At 61.3% G+C, this 18,289-nt stretch carries 14 protein-coding genes; 8 read left to right on the top strand and 6 right to left on the bottom strand.

All coding sequences use genetic code 11. The features are described from left to right. Positions 1 to 317: 317 nt before the first annotated feature. Entirely contained in the window at positions 318 to 1,334 is a 1,017-nt protein-coding gene (locus QRN41_RS14615; RefSeq protein ID WP_285421703.1) for an AraC family transcriptional regulator, read from the bottom strand. Positions 1,335 to 1,502: 168 nt separating this feature from the next. Here QRN41_RS14615 and efeU point away from each other — a divergent pair, with 168 nt between their 5' ends. The 4 genes from efeU to efeO (QRN41_RS14595) are packed head-to-tail and all read left to right on the top strand — an operon-like array spanning position 1,503 to position 5,726. Beyond that, positions 1,503 to 2,348 (top strand): iron uptake transporter permease EfeU, encoded by an 846-nt coding sequence (efeU, locus tag QRN41_RS14610; protein ID WP_034138187.1) that lies wholly within the window; start codon positions 1,503 to 1,505, stop codon positions 2,346 to 2,348. A 10-nt stretch (positions 2,349 to 2,358) separates the two neighbouring features. Then, a complete protein-coding gene (gene efeO, locus QRN41_RS14605; protein ID WP_167418291.1) occupies positions 2,359 to 3,561 on the top strand; it encodes an iron uptake system protein EfeO in 1,203 nt (400 codons plus the stop codon). Positions 3,562 to 3,574: 13 nt separating this feature from the next. After that, positions 3,575 to 4,879 (top strand): iron uptake transporter deferrochelatase/peroxidase subunit, encoded by a 1,305-nt coding sequence (efeB, locus tag QRN41_RS14600; protein ID WP_167418292.1) that lies wholly within the window; start codon positions 3,575 to 3,577, stop codon positions 4,877 to 4,879. A 28-nt stretch (positions 4,880 to 4,907) separates the two neighbouring features. Next, positions 4,908 to 5,726 carry an iron uptake system protein EfeO gene (efeO, locus tag QRN41_RS14595; protein WP_167418293.1) on the top strand — a complete coding sequence of 273 codons (819 nt, stop codon included), beginning with the start codon at positions 4,908 to 4,910 and terminating at the stop codon, positions 5,724 to 5,726. 10 nt (positions 5,727 to 5,736) lie between these two features. Here the strand turns inward: efeO (QRN41_RS14595) and QRN41_RS14590 are convergent, their stop codons facing one another. Next, complete coding sequence (locus QRN41_RS14590; RefSeq protein WP_285421702.1) at positions 5,737 to 9,189, bottom strand: hypothetical protein; 3,453 nt, start codon at positions 9,187 to 9,189, stop codon at positions 5,737 to 5,739. A 291-nt stretch (positions 9,190 to 9,480) separates the two neighbouring features. Further along, positions 9,481 to 10,824, bottom strand: coding sequence for a CDP-diacylglycerol--serine O-phosphatidyltransferase (pssA, locus tag QRN41_RS14585; RefSeq protein WP_034138191.1), 1,344 nt, complete (start codon positions 10,822 to 10,824; stop codon positions 9,481 to 9,483). A 124-nt stretch (positions 10,825 to 10,948) separates the two neighbouring features. Between pssA and QRN41_RS14580 the strand changes: the two genes are divergently transcribed. Together QRN41_RS14580 and QRN41_RS14575 are read left to right on the top strand one after the other, a co-directional pair. Further along, entirely contained in the window at positions 10,949 to 11,512 is a 564-nt protein-coding gene (locus QRN41_RS14580; protein WP_167418295.1) for a TetR/AcrR family transcriptional regulator, read from the top strand. A 54-nt stretch (positions 11,513 to 11,566) separates the two neighbouring features. Further along, positions 11,567 to 12,046 carry a nuclear transport factor 2 family protein gene (locus tag QRN41_RS14575; protein WP_034113550.1) on the top strand — a complete coding sequence of 160 codons (480 nt, stop codon included), beginning with the start codon at positions 11,567 to 11,569 and terminating at the stop codon, positions 12,044 to 12,046. A gap of 61 nt (positions 12,047 to 12,107) precedes the next feature. On the opposite strand, the gene QRN41_RS14570 is transcribed toward QRN41_RS14575, so the two are convergent. Both QRN41_RS14570 and QRN41_RS14565 read right to left on the bottom strand, forming a co-directional pair. After that, complete coding sequence (locus QRN41_RS14570) at positions 12,108 to 13,265, bottom strand: PQQ-dependent sugar dehydrogenase (protein ID WP_285421701.1); 1,158 nt, start codon at positions 13,263 to 13,265, stop codon at positions 12,108 to 12,110. A gap of 11 nt (positions 13,266 to 13,276) precedes the next feature. Further along, the gene (locus QRN41_RS14565) at positions 13,277 to 13,591 is read right to left on the bottom strand and encodes a hypothetical protein (RefSeq protein ID WP_285421700.1); all 315 of its coding nucleotides are present in this window, start codon (positions 13,589 to 13,591) and stop codon (positions 13,277 to 13,279) included. 184 nt (positions 13,592 to 13,775) lie between these two features. Here QRN41_RS14565 and ku point away from each other — a divergent pair, with 184 nt between their 5' ends. Both ku and ligD read left to right on the top strand, forming a co-directional pair. Further along, entirely contained in the window at positions 13,776 to 14,615 is an 840-nt protein-coding gene (gene ku, locus QRN41_RS14560; protein WP_034138195.1) for a non-homologous end joining protein Ku, read from the top strand. A 23-nt stretch (positions 14,616 to 14,638) separates the two neighbouring features. Further along, positions 14,639 to 17,125 (top strand): DNA ligase D, encoded by a 2,487-nt coding sequence (gene ligD / locus QRN41_RS14555; RefSeq protein WP_285421699.1) that lies wholly within the window; start codon positions 14,639 to 14,641, stop codon positions 17,123 to 17,125. A 15-nt stretch (positions 17,126 to 17,140) separates the two neighbouring features. Here the strand turns inward: ligD and lpxO are convergent, their stop codons facing one another. After that, positions 17,141 to 18,040: a lipid A hydroxylase LpxO gene (gene lpxO, locus QRN41_RS14550; RefSeq protein WP_034113541.1), complete on the bottom strand. Its 900-nt coding sequence runs from the start codon at positions 18,038 to 18,040 to the stop codon at positions 17,141 to 17,143. Between the last annotated feature and the right edge of the window lie 249 nt (positions 18,041 to 18,289).

The following is an 18,289-nucleotide window of genomic DNA, read 5'->3' as shown; positions in this document are numbered from 1 at the left end:
CTACACATCACACCGCAATAGATGAAGTCGGTTTCGCCATGGGAGACTTCCAAGAGACGAAATCCCGAAAACATCAATGGTTCTCGCCGCTCAAAACCACTTGGACTACCGGGTAAGAACCGTGCCATTGACGATGCACGATTTATCAATCGATAGATGCCAGCCGCTTCCTAAAATCATTAAGGACGGCTCTGTCATACGGATAAGTAGGCGCTTGAAAGGTAATTCCTAATCCCAGACTCGGCGGGCAAATATCGAACTTATGCCCGGTCCTGAACCTGTTGCACAGCATCGGCTGATTAACAAAAAGATGAAGTTCAGCCAGCCTCGTTAAGAATCAAACTCCGATAATGCCCCGGATTCGACCCAGACCACTTACGAAACGCTTTATAAAAAGAACTCACATCCGCAAAGCCCAGCCGCACGGCAATTTCGGCAAAGCTGATCTGCGGTTCGGCCAGCCAGACAATTGCCAATTCCTTGCGCACGCTGTCTTTGAGGCCCTGGTACGTCTGCCCCTCCTCGGCCAGACGGCGACGCAAGGTGGATGCGGAGATGCACAGACTGGCGGCCAGGGCTTCGGTTTCCGGCCAGGTGTCGGGGGGCAGTTGGCGCAGGTCGTGTTTGATGCGGGTGGCCAGGCTCTCGGGGTCGCGGTATTTGACCAGGATGTTCGCGGGAGCGTGGGCGAGGAAGCGCTGAAGCTCCTGGGGGCTGCGTTTGATCGGCAGGTCCAGGCAGTCGGCGGAGAAGATCATGCGCGTGCGTGGCCGATCGAAGCGCAGGTTGTCGGAGAACATCACGCGGTAGTCGTCGCAGAAATCCGGCGGCGGGCAACGCAGTTCGATGGCCAAGATCGGAATGCGGCGCCCGGCCAGCCAACAGGCGACGCCGTGCACGATCATCCAGTAGGTGAAATAGGTGAACGCCCGACGCGGCTCGGTCTCGGGCTCCAGCAGGACGATTTCCGCCAGGCTTTGTTGGCGCACCATCTGCGCGGGTAGATGCTCCAGCATCAACGAGAGAAACCCCAAACCGGTTTCCAGGCCGGCAGCCAATGTGGGTTGCGCCATGCAGGCGCGGCACAGAAACGCCAGGCTGCCTGACTTGAGCTTGCGTGGGTCCATACCGAAGAACTCGTCGTCCGAGCGCCTGGCCAGCAGCCGCCACAGCCGTGCATAGGTGGTGGCCGACACCCGTGCATCGGGCTGCGCCAGCAGCGCTGGGTCGATGCCAACCTTGGTCAGCACCTGTGCACTGGCCGCTCCGGGGGGGCAGCTTTGCAGCAGCGCTTCGCGCACAAGGTGCAGGGAGATGGTGTCTTTTTCGGACATGAGGCTTCAGGCGATCCGACAGCAGTTGAGGTGGCCTGCATCATAAGGGTCGCGAGGATTCGTCACCACCGTTCAGCGAGCGTTCAGCTAATGTCAATATTTGCTGTTTAGCAATGAGTATCATTATGTTACAACTTAGCTTCCTATCTAGTTACCTTGTGGTGCGCGATGCTTGTCCCCTTTCTCATCATGCTGCGCGAAGGCATCGAAGCAGCGTTGATCGTTGGCATCATCGCCAGTTACCTGCAACAGACCGGTCGTGGTCAATGGATGCCGGCGGTGTGGATCGGGGTTTTCCTCGCTGCGGCCCTGGCACTGCTGGTGGGCGGAGGTCTGGAATTGATGAGCGCCGAGTTTCCGCAGAAACAACAGGAGCTGTTTGAAGGCATCGTCGGCCTGGTCGCCGTAGGCATTCTCAGTTCCATGGTGTTCTGGATGCGCAAGGTGGCCCGCTCCATCAAGCATTCGTTGCATGCCTCCCTCGATCAGGCGCTGACCGGCTCGAAACACCAGGTCACCGCGCTGATCCTCATGGTGTTTTTCGCCGTGGCCCGTGAAGGTTTGGAGACGGTGTTTTTCCTGCTGGCGGTGTTCCAGCAGAGCGAAGGCCCGGGCGCGCCGATCGGTGCACTGCTCGGGCTGGTACTGGCGATCATTGTGGGTTTCCTGATTTATACCGGCAGCATGCGCCTGAACCTGGCAGCGTTTTTCCGCTGGACCGGGCTGTTTATCCTGGTGGTCGCCGCTGGCATCCTCGCCAACTCGGTGCAGGCCCTGCATGAAGCCGGGGTGTGGAATCACCTGCAAACCGTGCTGTTCGATTTCAGCACTGCCTTGCCGATGGACAGCCCGCTCGGCTCGGTGCTCGCCGGCATGTTCGGTTATCAGGAAGCACCGACCGTGAGCACCCTGGGCGCCTATCTGATTTACCTGGTGGTAGCGCTGGTGATGTTCTTCCTGCCCGCCGCCGCGGCCAAACCGGTCGCCGCGCCCTCTTCCGTTTCCAGCCAGTAAGGACCGTCTCTTGACCAACCCAACGCCTCAACCCGCCTCGCCACCCCGAGCCCTGCGCTGGGCGGTGGCCGGCTCGGTGGTCGTGATGATCGCCGCCGGCGGCCTGTTCTACTACGCTTCGCAACTGGCCGCCGCCAAGCGCCAGACCCACAGCAATGAAATTGCAGTGACCATCCATGCCCACGCCTGCGAACCCAATGCGCTGACCGTGCCCGCCGGGCCGGCGAGTTTTCGGATCATCAACCGTTCCGACCGGGCGGTGGAATGGGAAATCCTCGACGGCGTGCTGGTGGTCGAGGAGCGCGAGAACATCGCCCCCGGCTTGAGCCAAGTGATCAATGCCAACCTGCAACCCGGCGACTACGCAATTACTTGCGGCCTGCTGAGCAATCCACGGGGCACTTTGCATGTAACGCCAACCGCCGAATCCGAAGCCCAGGCCAAAGCCAAGCCGTCGATGGTGGCCTTTATCGGCCCGCTGTCGGAGTTCCGGGTGTACTTGAGTAGCCAGGGCAGCGCGCTGATCAAGGCCGTAACCGCACTGCAACAGGCCATCGACGCCGGCGACCTGACGCAGGCACAGGCGTTGTATGCCACCGCTCGCGTGGCCTATCAGGGTTTGGCCCCGGCCGCACAACGCCTGGCTGAACTCGATAATGCAATCAATGCGCGGGCCGATTATTTCGAAAGACGCGAACAAGACCCAGCCTTCAGCGGCTTCCATCGCATTGAGTACAGCCTGTTCCAGCAACGCAGCCTCGACGGCCTGGCGCCGGTAGCGCAGCGCCTGCTCAGTGACGTCACCACCCTCAAGCAGCAATTGCTGGCCCAGTCGCTGCCGCCCGAGCAATTGTTCGGCATCGTGGTGCGCAACCTCAACAGCCTGGCGGATGTACGTGCGCTCAGCGGTGAGGAGGAACGCTACAGCCATTTGGACCTGAATGGCTTCGCCGCCAACCTGGCCGCCGCTCACAAGGTGGTCGAGCTGATGCGTCCACTGCTGGAAAAATCCGCCGCCGACCTGCTGCCCAAGGTCGATATCGCCCTCGGCGCATTCGACAGTCAGTTGGACAGTATGAAAGTCGACGGCCAGTACCGCCGCTACGACAGCGTCACCGACGGTCAGCGCAAGCAGATCGCTGACAAGGCCAAGGCTCTGGCCGCCGTACTCGATGGAATCGACCCCGCCCTCGGCCTTTCCGGCCTGCAGTGAAGACAACCGCCCCATGAGTGATTCAGAACAGCTTAACCTTCAGCGTCGCCGTGTCCTGCTGGGCATGGCCGCCACTGGCGCGGCGATTGCCGGCAGCAGCTTGACCTGCCCGGCCATGGCCGCCGCTGCGGAACAAGTCACCACCGCGCCGCGCAGTGACAAGACCCAGGACCACCACGATTTTTACGGCCAGCATCAGACAGGCATCGTCACCCCGCGCCCGGCCTGCGGCATGCTAGTGGCCTTCGATGTATTGGCCAGCGATCGCCAAGACCTGGAACGCCTGTTCCGCACCCTGAACGAGCGTATCCATTTCCTGATGACCGGTGGCCCGGTGGCCCAAGTCGACCCGAAATTGCCACCCACCGATTCCGGGATTCTGGGCCCGGTGGTCACGCCGGATAACCTGACCATCACTGTGTCGGTGGGTGAATCGCTGTTCGACGAACGCTTCGGCCTCGCCGCCGCCAAGCCCAAGCGTCTGATCCGTATGGTGGGGTTTCCCAACGATGCGCTGGAGCCGGCGCAGTGCCATGGCGACCTCAGCCTGCAATTCAGCTCCAACACGCCGGACACCAATATCCATGCCCTGCGCGACATCGTGAAGAACTTGCCGGACTTGCTGCTGGTGCGCTGGAAACAGGAAGGCAGCGTGCCGCCCCAGGCCCCTGCCCGCCCCGGCGAGCCGGCGCAGAGCGCGCGTAACTTCCTGGGTTTCCGGGATGGTTCGGCCAACCCCGACTCCAATAACGACCAAGCCATGAACCAGATCGTGTGGGTGCAGCCCGGTAGCGATGAACCGGCCTGGGCCGCCCATGGCAGTTACCAGGCGGTGCGCATCATCCGCAACTTCGTCGAACGCTGGGACCGCACGCCCCTGCAGGAACAAGAAAGCATCATCGGCCGCATCAAAACCACCGGCGCGCCAATGGACGGCCACAAAGAAACCCAGGTGCCCGACTACAGCAAAGACCCGGAAGGCAAGCTGACCAAGCTCGATGCCCATATCCGCCTGGCCAACCCGCGCACCCCGCAGACCCAGGCCAACCTGATCCTGCGCCGGCCATTCAACTACTCCAACGGCGTCAATAAGAACGGTCAGTTGGACATGGGGCTGCTGTTCATCTGCTACCAGGCCGACCTGGAAAAAGGCTTTATCAGCGTGCAGACCCGACTCAACGGCGAACCCCTGGAGGAATACCTCAAGCCGGTCGGCGGCGGGTATTTCTTCACCTTGCCGGGGGTCAGCGGGCCCCAGGATTTCCTCGGCCGCACGCTGCTTGCTGCCACGCACCCACGCACCTCTGCCAATACCTGAAACCCACCCCCACAGCGGAAACTGTCCCATGAAGAAGTCGACTCTCGCGTTGTCGTTGTTGCTGACCCTCTCGCCCCTGGCCGCCTTCGCCGCCACCGCACCGCTGGACCTGGTCGGGCCGGTGTCGGACTACAAGATTTATGTCACCGAAGAGATCGGTGAACTGGTGACCCAAACCCAGGCCTTTACCGACGCGATCAACAAAGGCGACCTGGCCACCGCCAAGAAGCTCTATGCGCCTACCCGCGTGCACTACGAGTCCATCGAGCCGATTGCCGAGTTGTTCAGCGACCTCGACGCCTCCATCGACTCCCGCGTCGACGATCACGAAAAAGGCGTAACCGCCGAAGACTTCACCGGCTTCCACCGCATCGAGTACGCGCTGTTCTCGCAGAACTCGACTCAGGGCCTGGAGACGCTGACCGCCAAGCTCAACACCGATGTCAATGACCTCAAGACCCGCGTGGACGGCCTGACCTTCCCGCCGGAAAAAGTCGTCGGCGGTGCCGCCGCGCTGTTGGAGGAAGTCGCCGCCACCAAGATCTCCGGCGAAGAAGATCGCTACAGCCACACCGACCTGTATGACTTCCAGGGCAATATCGACGGCGCGAAAAAAATCGTCGACCTGTTCCGCGGCCAGATCGAGAAGCAGGACAAGGCCTTCCTGGCCAAAGTCGATAAAAACTTCGCCACCGTGAACAAGGTGCTGGCCAAGTACAAAACCAAAGACGGCGGCTTCGAGACCTACGACAAGGTCAAGGACAGCGACCGTAAAGCGCTGGTGGGTCCGGTCAACACCCTCGCTGAAGACCTGTCCATGCTGCGCGGCAAGCTGGGCCTGAACTGAGGATCAGCACTCACGGGGTGGCATCGGCGACAAACCCGCTCAGGGGCGTGCCAACCGGCCGCCCATTGAGCGGGTCCAAGGCATACCAGTGACCACCGTAGCGCACGCTTTGAACCTCGGCCCCTCGGTATACGCCTGTGCGGCTCCCCACGGGCGACTGACCGCCGGGCTCCTGCCGGTCGACCTGCCCGGCCGCGATAATCAAGTAACTGCGCAGTTTTTCTTCGGCCGTAAGCAAGTGCGGAGCGACTTTGCTCGAACTCTTCGCTCCGTGCAGGATCAGCTTGGGCACGTTAAATAAGCCTTTGGTCGCCGCCCGGATCATCTGCGGGTAGCCATCCAGCGGATTCAGCGCGGCATTGGCGAACAGCCCCGAATGCTTGAGAAAATCAAATGCGCGATCACTGAAGGTGGCCGCCGGTTTGACCCTGGCTGATGTCGACACCATGGGGCTTACCGAGGCCGTCAAACGCCTGGCAATCCCCTTCAAAGGCTTGAATGCCAGGGCTTTGGCTGAGCGAATCAACCCCCGCGCCGGGCCCGCTGCACCGATGGCCACCCCGACGGTGTCCACCGCCAGGTTGGCCAAGCCGCTGCCGATATTGCCGGCTTTGAATTCCTGATAGGCACCGACAAAGGGCACGAAGCCCAGCAAAAAATTGTGCGCACGGGTGCGTGCTTCGCGACGGCGTTCCAACGGCACTTGTTCGGTCGCCCTTTGCAGCAAGGCGTCTGGAGACTCGTAAAAATTCCCCTGCGCGATCGCCTCCACGATGCGCGCGGTTTTGCGCGAGCCGTAAGTGTTCGGCACATAGTTCAGCAGGGTGTAGCTGGCCGGTAAAGCGCTGGCGGCGAACGGCGCGCCCAGTTGCTCGATGATCATGGCCTCCGAGGCAACGTCCGACCTCGGTGCCGTTCCCAGGGTATAGGCGTCGGCATCGAACGGGACCGGCGTGCCACGGTTGACTGGCAAGTGCACATGACCATGCGGGGTGGGAAAGCGCTCGTGCTTGATCAGCCCCCCCAGTATCAGATCCTGTGGCAAGTCGGTGCGTCGCACGACGTTGCCGTTGGCAAACAGCTCGTAATACGTGACTTGGTTGTTATGCTCCAGGCGCATCACCGTGCCTTGGCGACCGCGCTGTGCCAGCCTGCTGCTCGCCGTTTCGCGGGCCTGGGTGGTGCCGGTTTCCCCGCGTAAGGTGAACAGCTCGACAGTGCCGAGCTCCAGCGCTTGTCGATCCGCCAGCGGCAACTCGGCAAGCATCAGCTTCAAGCGGGTGGCATAGGCGTTCTGCAACGCGTGCCGATGCCGGTCGACCGCGCTCTTGAGCAGCCCATCCAATGCGGGCAAGCGCCGAATACGTTGATCCAACTGAGCGCGTGCCTCAGGGGAAGCCTGCGGGGCCTGGCCCTGCTGATAAGGGGTGCTGCCGCTTCGGTAAGTACCACGTAAATCGCTGCTCAGCGCCCACTTGCCCGGTGTCAGATCGCCGGTCATATACGCCTCAATGATCGGACGCGTCCTGGGTTCGCCCGACGCCATGTTGCGACGCTCCGAAGCCTCGGCGATGTGTACGGTCATGGCCTCCAGACCCGCCGGGGTAGTGTCCGGAAAGACCCGCAGCAGCTCCTTAATGGCCAGCGTCCTGCGGGTAGGCAGCTCGGCGCTCGCGTCGGTGAAGGCAAGGCTGGCCTCTTCGCGCTGTTTGAAGAACGCTTCGGAGGCGATCTGGATATCCGTACGAGAATATTCTCCATCGCTGCGCAAACGGACGACCCCATTGAGCACGCCCCAATCGGCCATGATTTTCAACGCTGACAATTGCATCAACTCGGCCTGGGCATCGCTGGTGGGGCCCAGCGTGGTGAGGTGGGTGACCTGCTCTTCATTCATCGCCCGGGACGTGCCGGGTGCATGTTGATCGGCCATCGCACAGCCCAGACGCAACTCCATCCAGGCCGGCGTACCGATGTGCACCGTGCCCGGCACATCTTTGACCAGAAATTCCGGTGCTGCCTGGGCCAAGCCCAGGTGTGCCGCCAGCACGGCCAACTTGGGGTCGACGCCCTTGTGCGCGATCAGATGCTGTTCGATGTCGCGGCGCACGGCACTGAATGTGCGCCCCATGTTCGCCGGTTGGTACACCGAATACCCGGCCACATGCCCAGGCTTGTCCGTAGCGTCGATACCGGCGTGCAACTTGATCGCCGCCACCACCAACTGTTGGCACACCGTTTTGGGCAATTCATAGCCTGCGCCGCTCGCGCCAAACCAATTCAGCGCTCTGGCCAATTGCTCGCCAAACGCCAATGCCTCGGGGCTTTCAAGCAGCGCGGTCAAATGGGCCTGGGGGTCGGTGTGCAGTGCCTGTGGGGTGCTGTGCACCAGTGCACTGAAACCTCTGGCGCTGCTGCCGCCCAAGCGGGCTTGCGCAAGATCGTTCAGGGCGAGGCGATCTTCGGGCGTCAGGGTGCCGGGGGCCCACTCGCGGCGCATCAGGCCGTTGTAATCGCCGAGTGGCGGTGCCGGCGGCAAGTACGTACGCAACCACTGGATGACATTGCGGGTTTCGCCGGCAGTTGCCATCGAGCCCAGCCCCAGGTATTCGACCAGTTGGCGCACGTCATAGCGGGGAGTGGAATAAACCGCACCGCCCAAGGGTTCGCTGAGCCCGACCAACGCCTGGCGCTCTGCCTCCAGGGCGGGGTGCTGTTCGACATAACGGGTGAGATCGACCCAACCCCACACTGGGCTCAGACGCTCCAGCCTGCCCTCGGTTATCCGAAACGGCTTGCCGGGCCAGTCAAAGCCTTCGCGTTCGAGCAGCGCCGTCATGTCCGATTGCGCCACCAGGCGCTGCAGGCGCTCGCGGGCGGCCTGGCTGGCGTCGCCCAAGGTTAACGCCGGGCTCACTTCGCAGGGGTGTTCGGACCATTGCATGGGCGTGGCGTCAGGCCAATCTCCCAGGGCCGCCTCCAGTGTGTCCGCCAAGTAGCGACGCTGCTCGATCTGACCGATCACCCGCGAAGCGCTGTCCACATCGCCGACGTGAAAGCCATGGCGGGTTTTCGCTTGCTCGACCACCGCCAACGGCACCCACCCGTCGTCCTCACCCATAAAGGTCAGGCCTTTATCGCCGGGGTCCAGCAGGTGCAACAGCGGGCGCAGGCTGGCCGAGGCCTCTAACCACCCCGACGCGTCGGTGTAGGTAAACCTGACGGCACTGCGCACACCCTCGCGGGTCACGAACCCTTCGATAAAGTCGTGATGCAGGGTCAGCGTGGCGGTTTCCAGCCCCTGGTCGTTGAGCCAGGTTTGCAACGGCGGTTGGTTCAGCAGGTGCCGGTACACCGCCAGCGCAGGGGTCAGCGTGCTGCCCTCAGGCACCTCGACCATGCCGTGGCCGCTTTGCGTGGCTGACGTGAGGCGTTGTTCCAGCAGCGTGTCGGCAGCCGCCACGCCGTTGCTGGGGACCGGTTTGCGGGTCCAGGGATAACTGAGTACGGGGCTTGAATCAGCGGTTGAGCGTCGAGCTCGCGACAGCGTGGGGGAAGGCGTTAAAGCGGACGGACGATCCGCCATGGGAACAAAGCTACTGGGCACCTCGTAAAAAGCACCTGACGCGATCTTCGACATATCCACGCTCGCTCTGAGAACAGTGAGCAGCTATGTAAGAACAGCGTCGGGCGCCTGGATGTAAGCCTGATCCGACGACCGCCCGATGGAGCATTGCCGATAGTTTCAGGCGACTTACAAAATGCGATACAGCAGACGCTCAATCCGCACCCGGCTCACACGGCGCAGGAATTTGCCGACCGCTGCCGGATAATCCGGCAGCGTCTGCAATTGCGTGTAAGCCTCGATCCGCGTGGTGTGCTGAAAGATCTGCTCCAGTTCAGCCTGGCGCGGCGCGAGCCATTGGCCCTGGGGATCGTCGATCAGCAGAGCGTTTTCCAAATCGAGCCGGAACGCCCGGGGGTTGAGGTTGTTGCCCGTCAGCAAGGTGTAACGCTCGTCGATCCACATACCTTTGAGGTGGTAGGTGTTGTCGCCGTCGCGCCACAGGTGCAGGTTTAACTGGCCGCTGTCGATGTTGCGCTGATGGCGCTTGGCAAAGCGGCGCAGGCTGATTTCATACAGGTATGGCAGCGCTGCGATCACCTTGAATGGCTCGCTGGGCGGAATGTAGAAATCGTTGGCGGTCTTGTCGCCGACAATGATGTCAATCTTCACCCCACGGGCCAGGGCACGGTTGATTTCCCGGGTGACGGGCAGTGGCAGGTTGAAGTACGGCGTGCAGATAGTCAGTTGCTGCTGGGCGCTGGCGATCAGTTCCAGGATCACCCGGCTCAACGGGTTGTTCTTGCCGACGCCCAGCAACGGGCTGACCGACAACTGGCCATTGGGCAACTGCCCCGCCGTGGTGTCGTAGGTGGCGTGCTTGAGGCGGCTGCGCAGGTCGCCGATGTCGTTGCGCAGGCTGCGGGTAGTCGGCGGGTTCGGCAGGTCGAGGCGATGCACGGCCTTGGACGCCACCAGCCCATGTTCCACCAGATGCTGCATGGAGTCGGCGAGCGCCGGGCTGTGGATCAGGTGGTAGCGGTCGAAGCGATACTTGTCGAATTTGTGCAGGTACACATTGTTCAGGCTGGCACCGCTGTAGAGCACCGTGTCATCGATCACGAAGCCCTTGAGGTGCAGCACACCGAACAGCTCGCGGGTCTGCACTGGCACACCGTATACCGGCACCTCAGTGCTGTGACGCTGAGTCATTTCCTGGTACCAGGCGCTGTTGCCCGGCTGCTTGCCGGCGCCGATCAGCCCGCGCTGGGCACGCAGCCAGTCGACCACCACCACGATCTCGAGCTCCGGCCGTGCGGCCTTGGCGGCGTGCAAGGCGTCGTAGATCTCCTGTCCTGCTTCGTCCTGCTGCAAGTACAGCGCAACGATGTAGATACGCCGCGTGGCCTGGGGGATTTTCTCCAGCAGGCAACGGCGAAACGCCGCAGCGCCGGACAGCACCTCAATCGCCTCGGGAGTGAGTGGAAAACCGCGCAGTTTGGGCAACAGGGAGCGTTTGAAGAACGACGGCATAAGGCTCGCAAAGGGTCGAATCCGAAGAGGTCCCGAGCTTACACCATGAAGATGCTCAGGTCTCGCAGTGACAGATGGAAAAAATTAATTGACCAAGGAGAATGATCGTTCTACTGTTCGCCCTATGAACGAAATCATCAGTAATGAAACCCGCGACATTATCCTCGACGTCACCGAGAAGTTGATCTATCGCCATGGCATTGCCGCCACCGGCATGGACTTTCTGGTAAAAACCGCCGGCGTCTCGAGAAAAAGTATTTATCGCTACTTCGCTAATAAAGACGAATTGGTGATCGCCGCGCTACAACGTCGCGATGCGCGCTGGCTCCAATGGCTGCGCAGCGAAGTGGAGCGCCAGGCCGAAAGCGGCGAGCGCCTGCTGGCGCTGTTCAGCGCGCTCAAGGCCTGGTTTGGCTCTGAGGACTTTCGCGGCTGCGCCTTTATCAACACCAGCGGCGAGACTGGCGACCCGCACAACCCAGTCCGCCTGCTGGCCAAAGCTCATAAACAGAAACTGTTCGATTACGTACTCGAACTGTGTCAAGCACATGGCACCCCCGACCCCGAGCGGCAGGCCGCGCACCTGCTGATCCTGATCGATGGCGCCATTACCGTTGCCCTGGTAATGGGCGATTCAACGGCTGCCGATAATGCGCAATGCATGGCGCGAACGTTATTGGGACTGTGAACGCACAGGCTGAGCAACTTTCGATAAACCTTAATGAGTTAAAGGAGTCGCAGCATGTCATCTACAGAACAACCGCGCCCGCCCCTGCCGCCGTTTACCCGCGAGTCGGCGATCGAGAAAGTACGCCTGGCCGAAGACGGCTGGAACTCCCGGGACGCAGAACGCGTTTCCCTGGCCTACACCCTGGACACCCAATGGCGCAACCGCGCCGAGTTCGCTCACAACCGCGAAGAAGCCAAAGGTTTTCTGACACGCAAATGGGCCAAAGAACTGGACTATCGACTGATCAAGGAATTATGGGCGTTTACCGATAACCGCATCGCCGTGCGTTACGCCTATGAGTGGCACGACGATTCCGGTAACTGGTTCCGCTCCTACGGCAACGAGAACTGGGAGTTCGACGAGAATGGCTTGATGGCCCATCGGTTTGCCTGCATCAACGACATGCCGATCAAGGAAAGCGAGCGCAAGTTCCACTGGCCGCTGGGTCGCCGGCCGGATGAACATCCCGGCTTGTCGGCGCTGGGCCTGTAAACCTCACCCGCGTAAAGAGGTGGGAGTGGGCTACCCCGCTCCCACCGACGGCTCAACCTTGTCAATCCGGATTCAGCCCCACCCGGTACAACACGCCCTCTTCCTCATCCGTCAGCACGTACAGATAGCCATCCGGTCCTTGCCGCACATCGCGAATTCGCGCTTTCAAGCCACCGAGCAAGCGCTCCTCATGCACCACCTTATCGCCCTCGAACTGCAAGCGAATCAGCTCCTGACTGGCCAGCGCACCAATAAATACGTTGTGCTGCCACGGCTTGAAGCGATCGGCGTCGTAGAACGCCATGCCGCTGATACCCGGTGATTTTTCCCACACATGGCGCGGCGCGACGGTGCCTTCGACAGTCTTGCCTTTGGCTTCGGAAATCGGCGTCAGCGAATAGTTGATGCCATGGGTTGCCAGTGGCCAACCGTAGTTCTTGCCGCGTTCGATGACATTGATCTCATCGCCGCCACGGGGGCCGTGCTCGTTTTCCCACAGCGTGCCGCTCCACGGATTCAGCGCCAGGCCTTGAGGGTTGCGTTGGCCGTAGGACCAGATCTCCGACCGTACACCTTCCTGACCGACGAACGGGTTGTCATCCGGCACGCGGCCATCCGGATAGATGCGCACGACCTTGCCTTGCAATTTGTCCAGATCCTGGGCGGTGGGTCGGTCGTTGTTTTCGCCGAGGGTCACGAACAGGTAGCCGTCACGGTCAAACGCCAGGCGCGAACCGAAGTGGTTACCGGTGGAGAGCTTGGGTTCCTGGCGCAGGATCACCTGAAAGTCGGTCAGGCCGCTCAGGTCGGCGGCCAAACGTCCGCGCCCGACCGCCGTGCCGGCTGTCCCGCCCTTGCCGCCGCCTTCGGCGTAAGACAAATACACCATGCGGTCTTGCTTGAAGTCCGGGGACAGCACCACATCCAGCAGACCGCCCTGCCCCTTGGCCCACACCTGCGGCACACCGCTTAACGGCGCTGACAGCTTGCCGTCTGCACTGACGACCCTCAGGTGCCCCGGCCGCTCGGTTACCAGAAAGCCTTGCTGGTCCGGCAGGAATGCCACCGCCCATGGGTGATCCAGCCCTTGGGCTACAGGCGTGGCCGTGATACTGCCTTGTTCACTGGGGAACTGTTGAGCCCCGGCGGCATGCGCCGCAATCGAGGGCAACAGGGTCGATGCGCACAGCGCAGCCAGCAGGGTTTTGCGTAGCAACATAAGACAGGTCCTTACCGGCGATTGCCGTTGGCATCATACGTGGGGGCTTTGGTTTCAGTGGCCGGGCGGCTGGGGGCGGCCTGACGCTGCGGATAACGGTTGCCGATGCCGCCGTTTTCCAGCGTCGGCGTACGCGGGGTCGGCACAGTCTGAATACCGCGCGTCGCCGAGGCATTGGGCTGGGTGCCCTGCATGCTGTTAGGGTTGGCCCGGTGAATCGGGCTGTTGTTGCTATTGCTTCGCCCGGGCAGGTCTTGCGCCTGGGCCAGGGGTATCAGGGCCAGGCCCAACACCAGCAATGCGAGATAACGCCTGCAACTGATCATAAGCAAACCTCTCTGAAACGAGCTGTACGTGCTTTCGATGGCACGCTACGCCCTGGGTTCGCCTTTGGTAACTAAATTGTTTCTGATCAGGTGTAACACGATCTGTCCACGTATCCGCCCGGCGAAACTTTTCGCGCCGCCGCCGAGTCACCAGAACACTGCTTCTTCTCAAGGAATCGCACTTATGCCACGGGCAATCTGGAAAGGCGCAATCAGTTTCGGCTTGGTTCATATCCCGGTGTCGCTGGTCTCGGCCACGTCCCATCAGGGCGTGGATTTCGACTGGCTGGACAAGCGCAGCATGGACCCGGTGGGCTACAAGCGCATCAACAAAACCACGGGCAAGGAAGTCACCAAAGAGAACATCGTCAAGGGAGTGGCCTATGAGAAAGGCCGCTATGTGGTGCTCAGCGAAGACGAGATCCGCTCTGCCCACCCCAAGTCGACCCAGACCATCGAGATCATCGCCTTCGTCGCCAGCGAGCAGATCCCCCTGCAAAATATCGACACGCCGTACTTTCTGGCGCCGGACAAACGCGGCGGCAAGGTCTATGCCCTGCTGCGCGAAACCCTGAAAAAAACCGGCAAGGTGGCCCTGGCCAATGTAGTGCTGCACACCAAACAACACCTGGCAGCATTGATGCCCCTGGAATCGGCGCTGGTGCTGGTGATGCTGCGATGGCCCGCCGAGGTGCGCGGCCTGGATGAGCTGGAGCTGGGCAGCGAGGTGACCAAACCCAGCCTGGCCAAGGGCGAGCTGGACATGGCCAAGCGCCTGGTGGAAGACATGAGCGCTGACTGGCAGCCCGAGGAATACCGCGACAGCTTTCAGGAAAAGATCATGGCTCTGGTGGAGAAAAAAGCCAAAGCCGGCAAGATCGAGGACGTGGAATCCCAGGAAGGCGAGGACGAGCGCAAGTCTGCAGACGTGATCGACCTGACCGAACTGCTCAAACGCAGCCTGGCAGGTAAGCCTGCGGCGAAAAAACCGGCGGCGAAAAAGTCTTCGAAAAAAGCCTCTTGAACCTGCCATAGGATGGAGCCCCCATGGCCAAACCGTTGAGTGAATACAACCGCAAACGTGACTTCCAGATCACCGCTGAACCGTCGGGCAGTGCGCCGGCCGGAAAAAAAGCCAAGGCATCGGCGCTGTCGTTTGTGATCCAGAAGCACGACGCACGCCACCTTCACTATGATTTCCGCTTGGAGCTGGACGGCGTCCTCAAGAGCTGGGCGGTGCCTAAAGGCCCGAGCCTGGACCCGAGCCAGAAGCGCCTCGCGGTGCACGTTGAAGACCACCCGCTGAGCTATGGCAGCTTCGAAGGCAGCATCCCGGCAGGCCAGTACGGCGCCGGGGACGTGATCGTGTGGGACCGCGGCGTCTGGCAACCTCACGATGACCCGCATCAGGCGTATGCCGCCGGCAAACTCAAGTTCACCCTGGTCGGCGAAAAACTCAGCGGCGATTGGACGCTGGTGCGTACTCGCCTCAAGGGCAGCGGCGACAAGCAACAATGGCTGCTGATCAAGGAGAAAGACGCCCAGGCCCGCCCCGCCACGGAGTTCGACATCGTGCAGGCCCAGCCGGACAGCGTGCTCAGCGACGCCTCAGTGGGCCAACCGCCGCCAGAGAAACCCAAAGCCAAAGCTCGTAGCAAAAAAGCGGCCTCCGCCAGCGCCCTTCCCGAGCAGTTCACCCCGCAATTGGCCACGCTGGTGGAGCGCGCGCCCGAAGGCGATTGGCAGTATGAAATCAAGTTCGATGGCTACCGCATTCTGGCGCGTATCCGCGACGGCGAGGTGCGCCTGTTTACCCGCAACGGCCATGACTGGACCGAGCGTCTGCCGCGTCAAGCCAAGGCGCTGCAAGCTCTTAAGCTCAAGGACAGCTGGTTAGATGGCGAGGTCGTCAGCCTCAATAGTGACGGGCTCCCGGATTTCCAGGCTTTGCAGAATGCTTTCGATATCGGCCGCAGCCTCGATATCGTCTATTACCTGTTCGACGCGCCCTTCCTCAATGGCCAGGATCAGCGAGAAGCTCCAGTGGAACAGCGCCGCGCAGCCCTCAAGGCCGCCCTGCGCGGTAGCCGAAGCAAGCTGCTGCGCTTCTCCGAGGCCTTCGCTGCCAACCACCGGGATATCTTCGAAAGTGCTTGCGACTTGGCCTTGGAAGGCGTGATTGGCAAACGCGTGGGCAGCCCCTATGTATCGCGGCGCAGCAACGATTGGGTCAAACTCAAATGCCGCTTGCGCCAGGAATTCGTGATTGTTGGCTACACCCGCCCTCAAGGCTCGCGCAGCGGGTTCGGCGCGTTGCTGCTGGCGGTCAACGAGGATAGCGGGTTGGTGTACGCCGGCCGCGTGGGCACAGGGTTCGATCAGGCCGCGTTGAAGACCATCTACGGGCAGTTGAAACCCCTGGAGCGCAACACATCGCCGCTGCAAAAGCCGTTGACCAGCGCCCAGGCGCGCGGCGTTCATTGGGTGGAACCGACACTGGTCGGTGAAGTGCAGTTTGCAGAATGGACCCGCGAAGGCGTGGTGCGCCAGGCCGCTTTTGTGGGGATGCGCACCGATAAGCCAGCCGAGCAGATCGTGCATGAGGTGCCGCGCAAAGCCCAATTCGCAACACCCGCGACGAACCCAGTCGGGGTCAAAATCAGCCACCCCGACCGCGTCATCGACCCCCAGAGCGGCACGCAGAAACAACAACTGGCGCAGTTCTACGAGAGCATCAGCCCGTGGATTCTGCCCTTTCTGCAGCGACGCCCGGTATCACTGCTCAGGGCACCTGAGGGCGTCGACGGCGAACAGTTTTTCCAGAAACACGCTGAGCACCTGGCTATCCCCCACATTACGCAGCTGGACCCGGCGCTGGACCCAGGTCACGCGCGGCTGATGGAAATCGACAGCGTGCAGGCGCTGGTAGGCGCCGTGCAAATGGGCACCATCGAGTTGCATACCTGGGGCTCCACCTCGGACAAAATCGAAACCCCGGACTTGTTTGTGCTCGACCTCGACCCGGACCCTGCATTGCCGTGGAAAACCATGGTGGAAGCGGCTCAACTGACGTTGTCCGTACTGGATGAGCTGGGACTGGATGCCTTCGTTAAAACCAGCGGTGGCAAAGGGCTGCACCTGGTGGTGCCGTTGGCGCGACGCGACGGGTGGGACACGGTCAAGGCATTTGCCAAGGCCCTGGCGCAGTTCATGACTCAGCAACTGCCCGAACGCTTTACCGCCACCTCCGGGCCGAAAAACCGGGTAGGCAAGATCTTTATCGATTACCTGCGCAACGCCCGAGGCGCCAGCACCGTGGCGGCCTACTCCGTGCGGGCACGACCAGGGCTGCCGGTGTCGGTACCGATCAGTCGCGAGGAATTGAAAGGCTTGCGCGGCGCGCAACAGTGGACAGTCGCCAATCTGTTGCAACGGGTGCAGGGGTTGAAGGCTGATCCCTGGGCGGGCTATGCCAACCGGCAGAAAATCACCCGCAAGATGTGGGACAAGTTGGGCGCCCGCCCACCGCAGTGAGGGGCGCCCGGCGGGTCAGATCAGGATGAAGATCAGCGCCAGCACCGCGAAAATCGCCCACTTTTCCAGGTAGTAACGCGTACGGTTGCGCTTTTTCAGTTCTTTGCCGCGCAGGCGGATCTTGTACAACCGCGTGAAAGCGCGGTTCAAGCCCCCGGTCTTGTCACCCGCGTCGTTGGGCGAGCCTGCCGCCGCCATCACATTACGGCTGAACCAACGGTTGAAAGCCGCCGCCCAGCGATATTTCATCGGCCTTTCAATGTCGCAGAACAAGATGATGCGGTTGTGCTGCGTGGTGTTCTCGGCGTAATGGATATAGGTCTCATCGAACATCACCGGCTCACCGTCGCGCCAGTAATAGGCCTCGCCATCCACATTGATGTAGCAGCCCGGATCGTTCGGCGTGTCCAGCCCCAAGTGATAGCGATAAGAACCGGCATATGGATCACGGTGGCGCACCAGCTTGGAGCCTGGGGGCAGCTCGGCGAACATCGCCGCTTTGATCGAACCGATGCTTTGTACCAATTGAGTGGTGCGCGGGCACAGTTTCATCGCCGAAGGGTGACTGTCGCCGTACCACTTCAGGTAGAAGCGCTTCCAGCCCGACTTGAAGAAGGAGTTGAAACCAACGTCGTTGTATTGGTCCGAGCGCTTGATTTCCCCGGCTTGCAGCAGGTTCTGGGCCTCCTCACGGATTTCCTGCCAATGTTCCTGCAAGGGGCTCAGGTCGGGAAAGTCACTGGTCGCCAGGTAAGGCCGGCCGGGCAATTTGGAGAACAGATACAGAAAGCAGTTGATCGGCGCCAGAAAGGTCGAATGATCGCTGAGCTGGCGGCTCAGCTTGTGTCGCACCCGGCCACGCAGGTGTACATACGCGATGGAGGCAACGTAAAGAACAACAATGATGAGTTTCAAGGGATTTCGTCACACGTCAGAAGAGAACAGGCTGCTCCTGCGGGCCCACGACGGCCGAGGATGATAAGCAGCACCTGAAATCACAATTCACATAGTCGGCACGGCCGGCTGGAACTTCCGCCGGTTCATGCCCATCGGCCGTTATTTAGCCACAATATGTAACCAAAGGTTAACTAAGAATTGTGAAAAGCTGTCGAGTGACGGGTTTTGAGGGGGGCGGGCTTGCCGTAGGACAAGCCCTTGCTGGGT

Source organism: Pseudomonas sp. efr-133-TYG-23, assembly GCF_030209215.1.
In the GTDB taxonomy this organism is placed as follows: domain Bacteria; phylum Pseudomonadota; class Gammaproteobacteria; order Pseudomonadales; family Pseudomonadaceae; genus Aquipseudomonas; species Aquipseudomonas rhodesiae.
The sequence above is the reverse complement of the archived record's forward strand: the minus strand, read 5'-3'. Positions and strand labels throughout refer to the sequence as shown.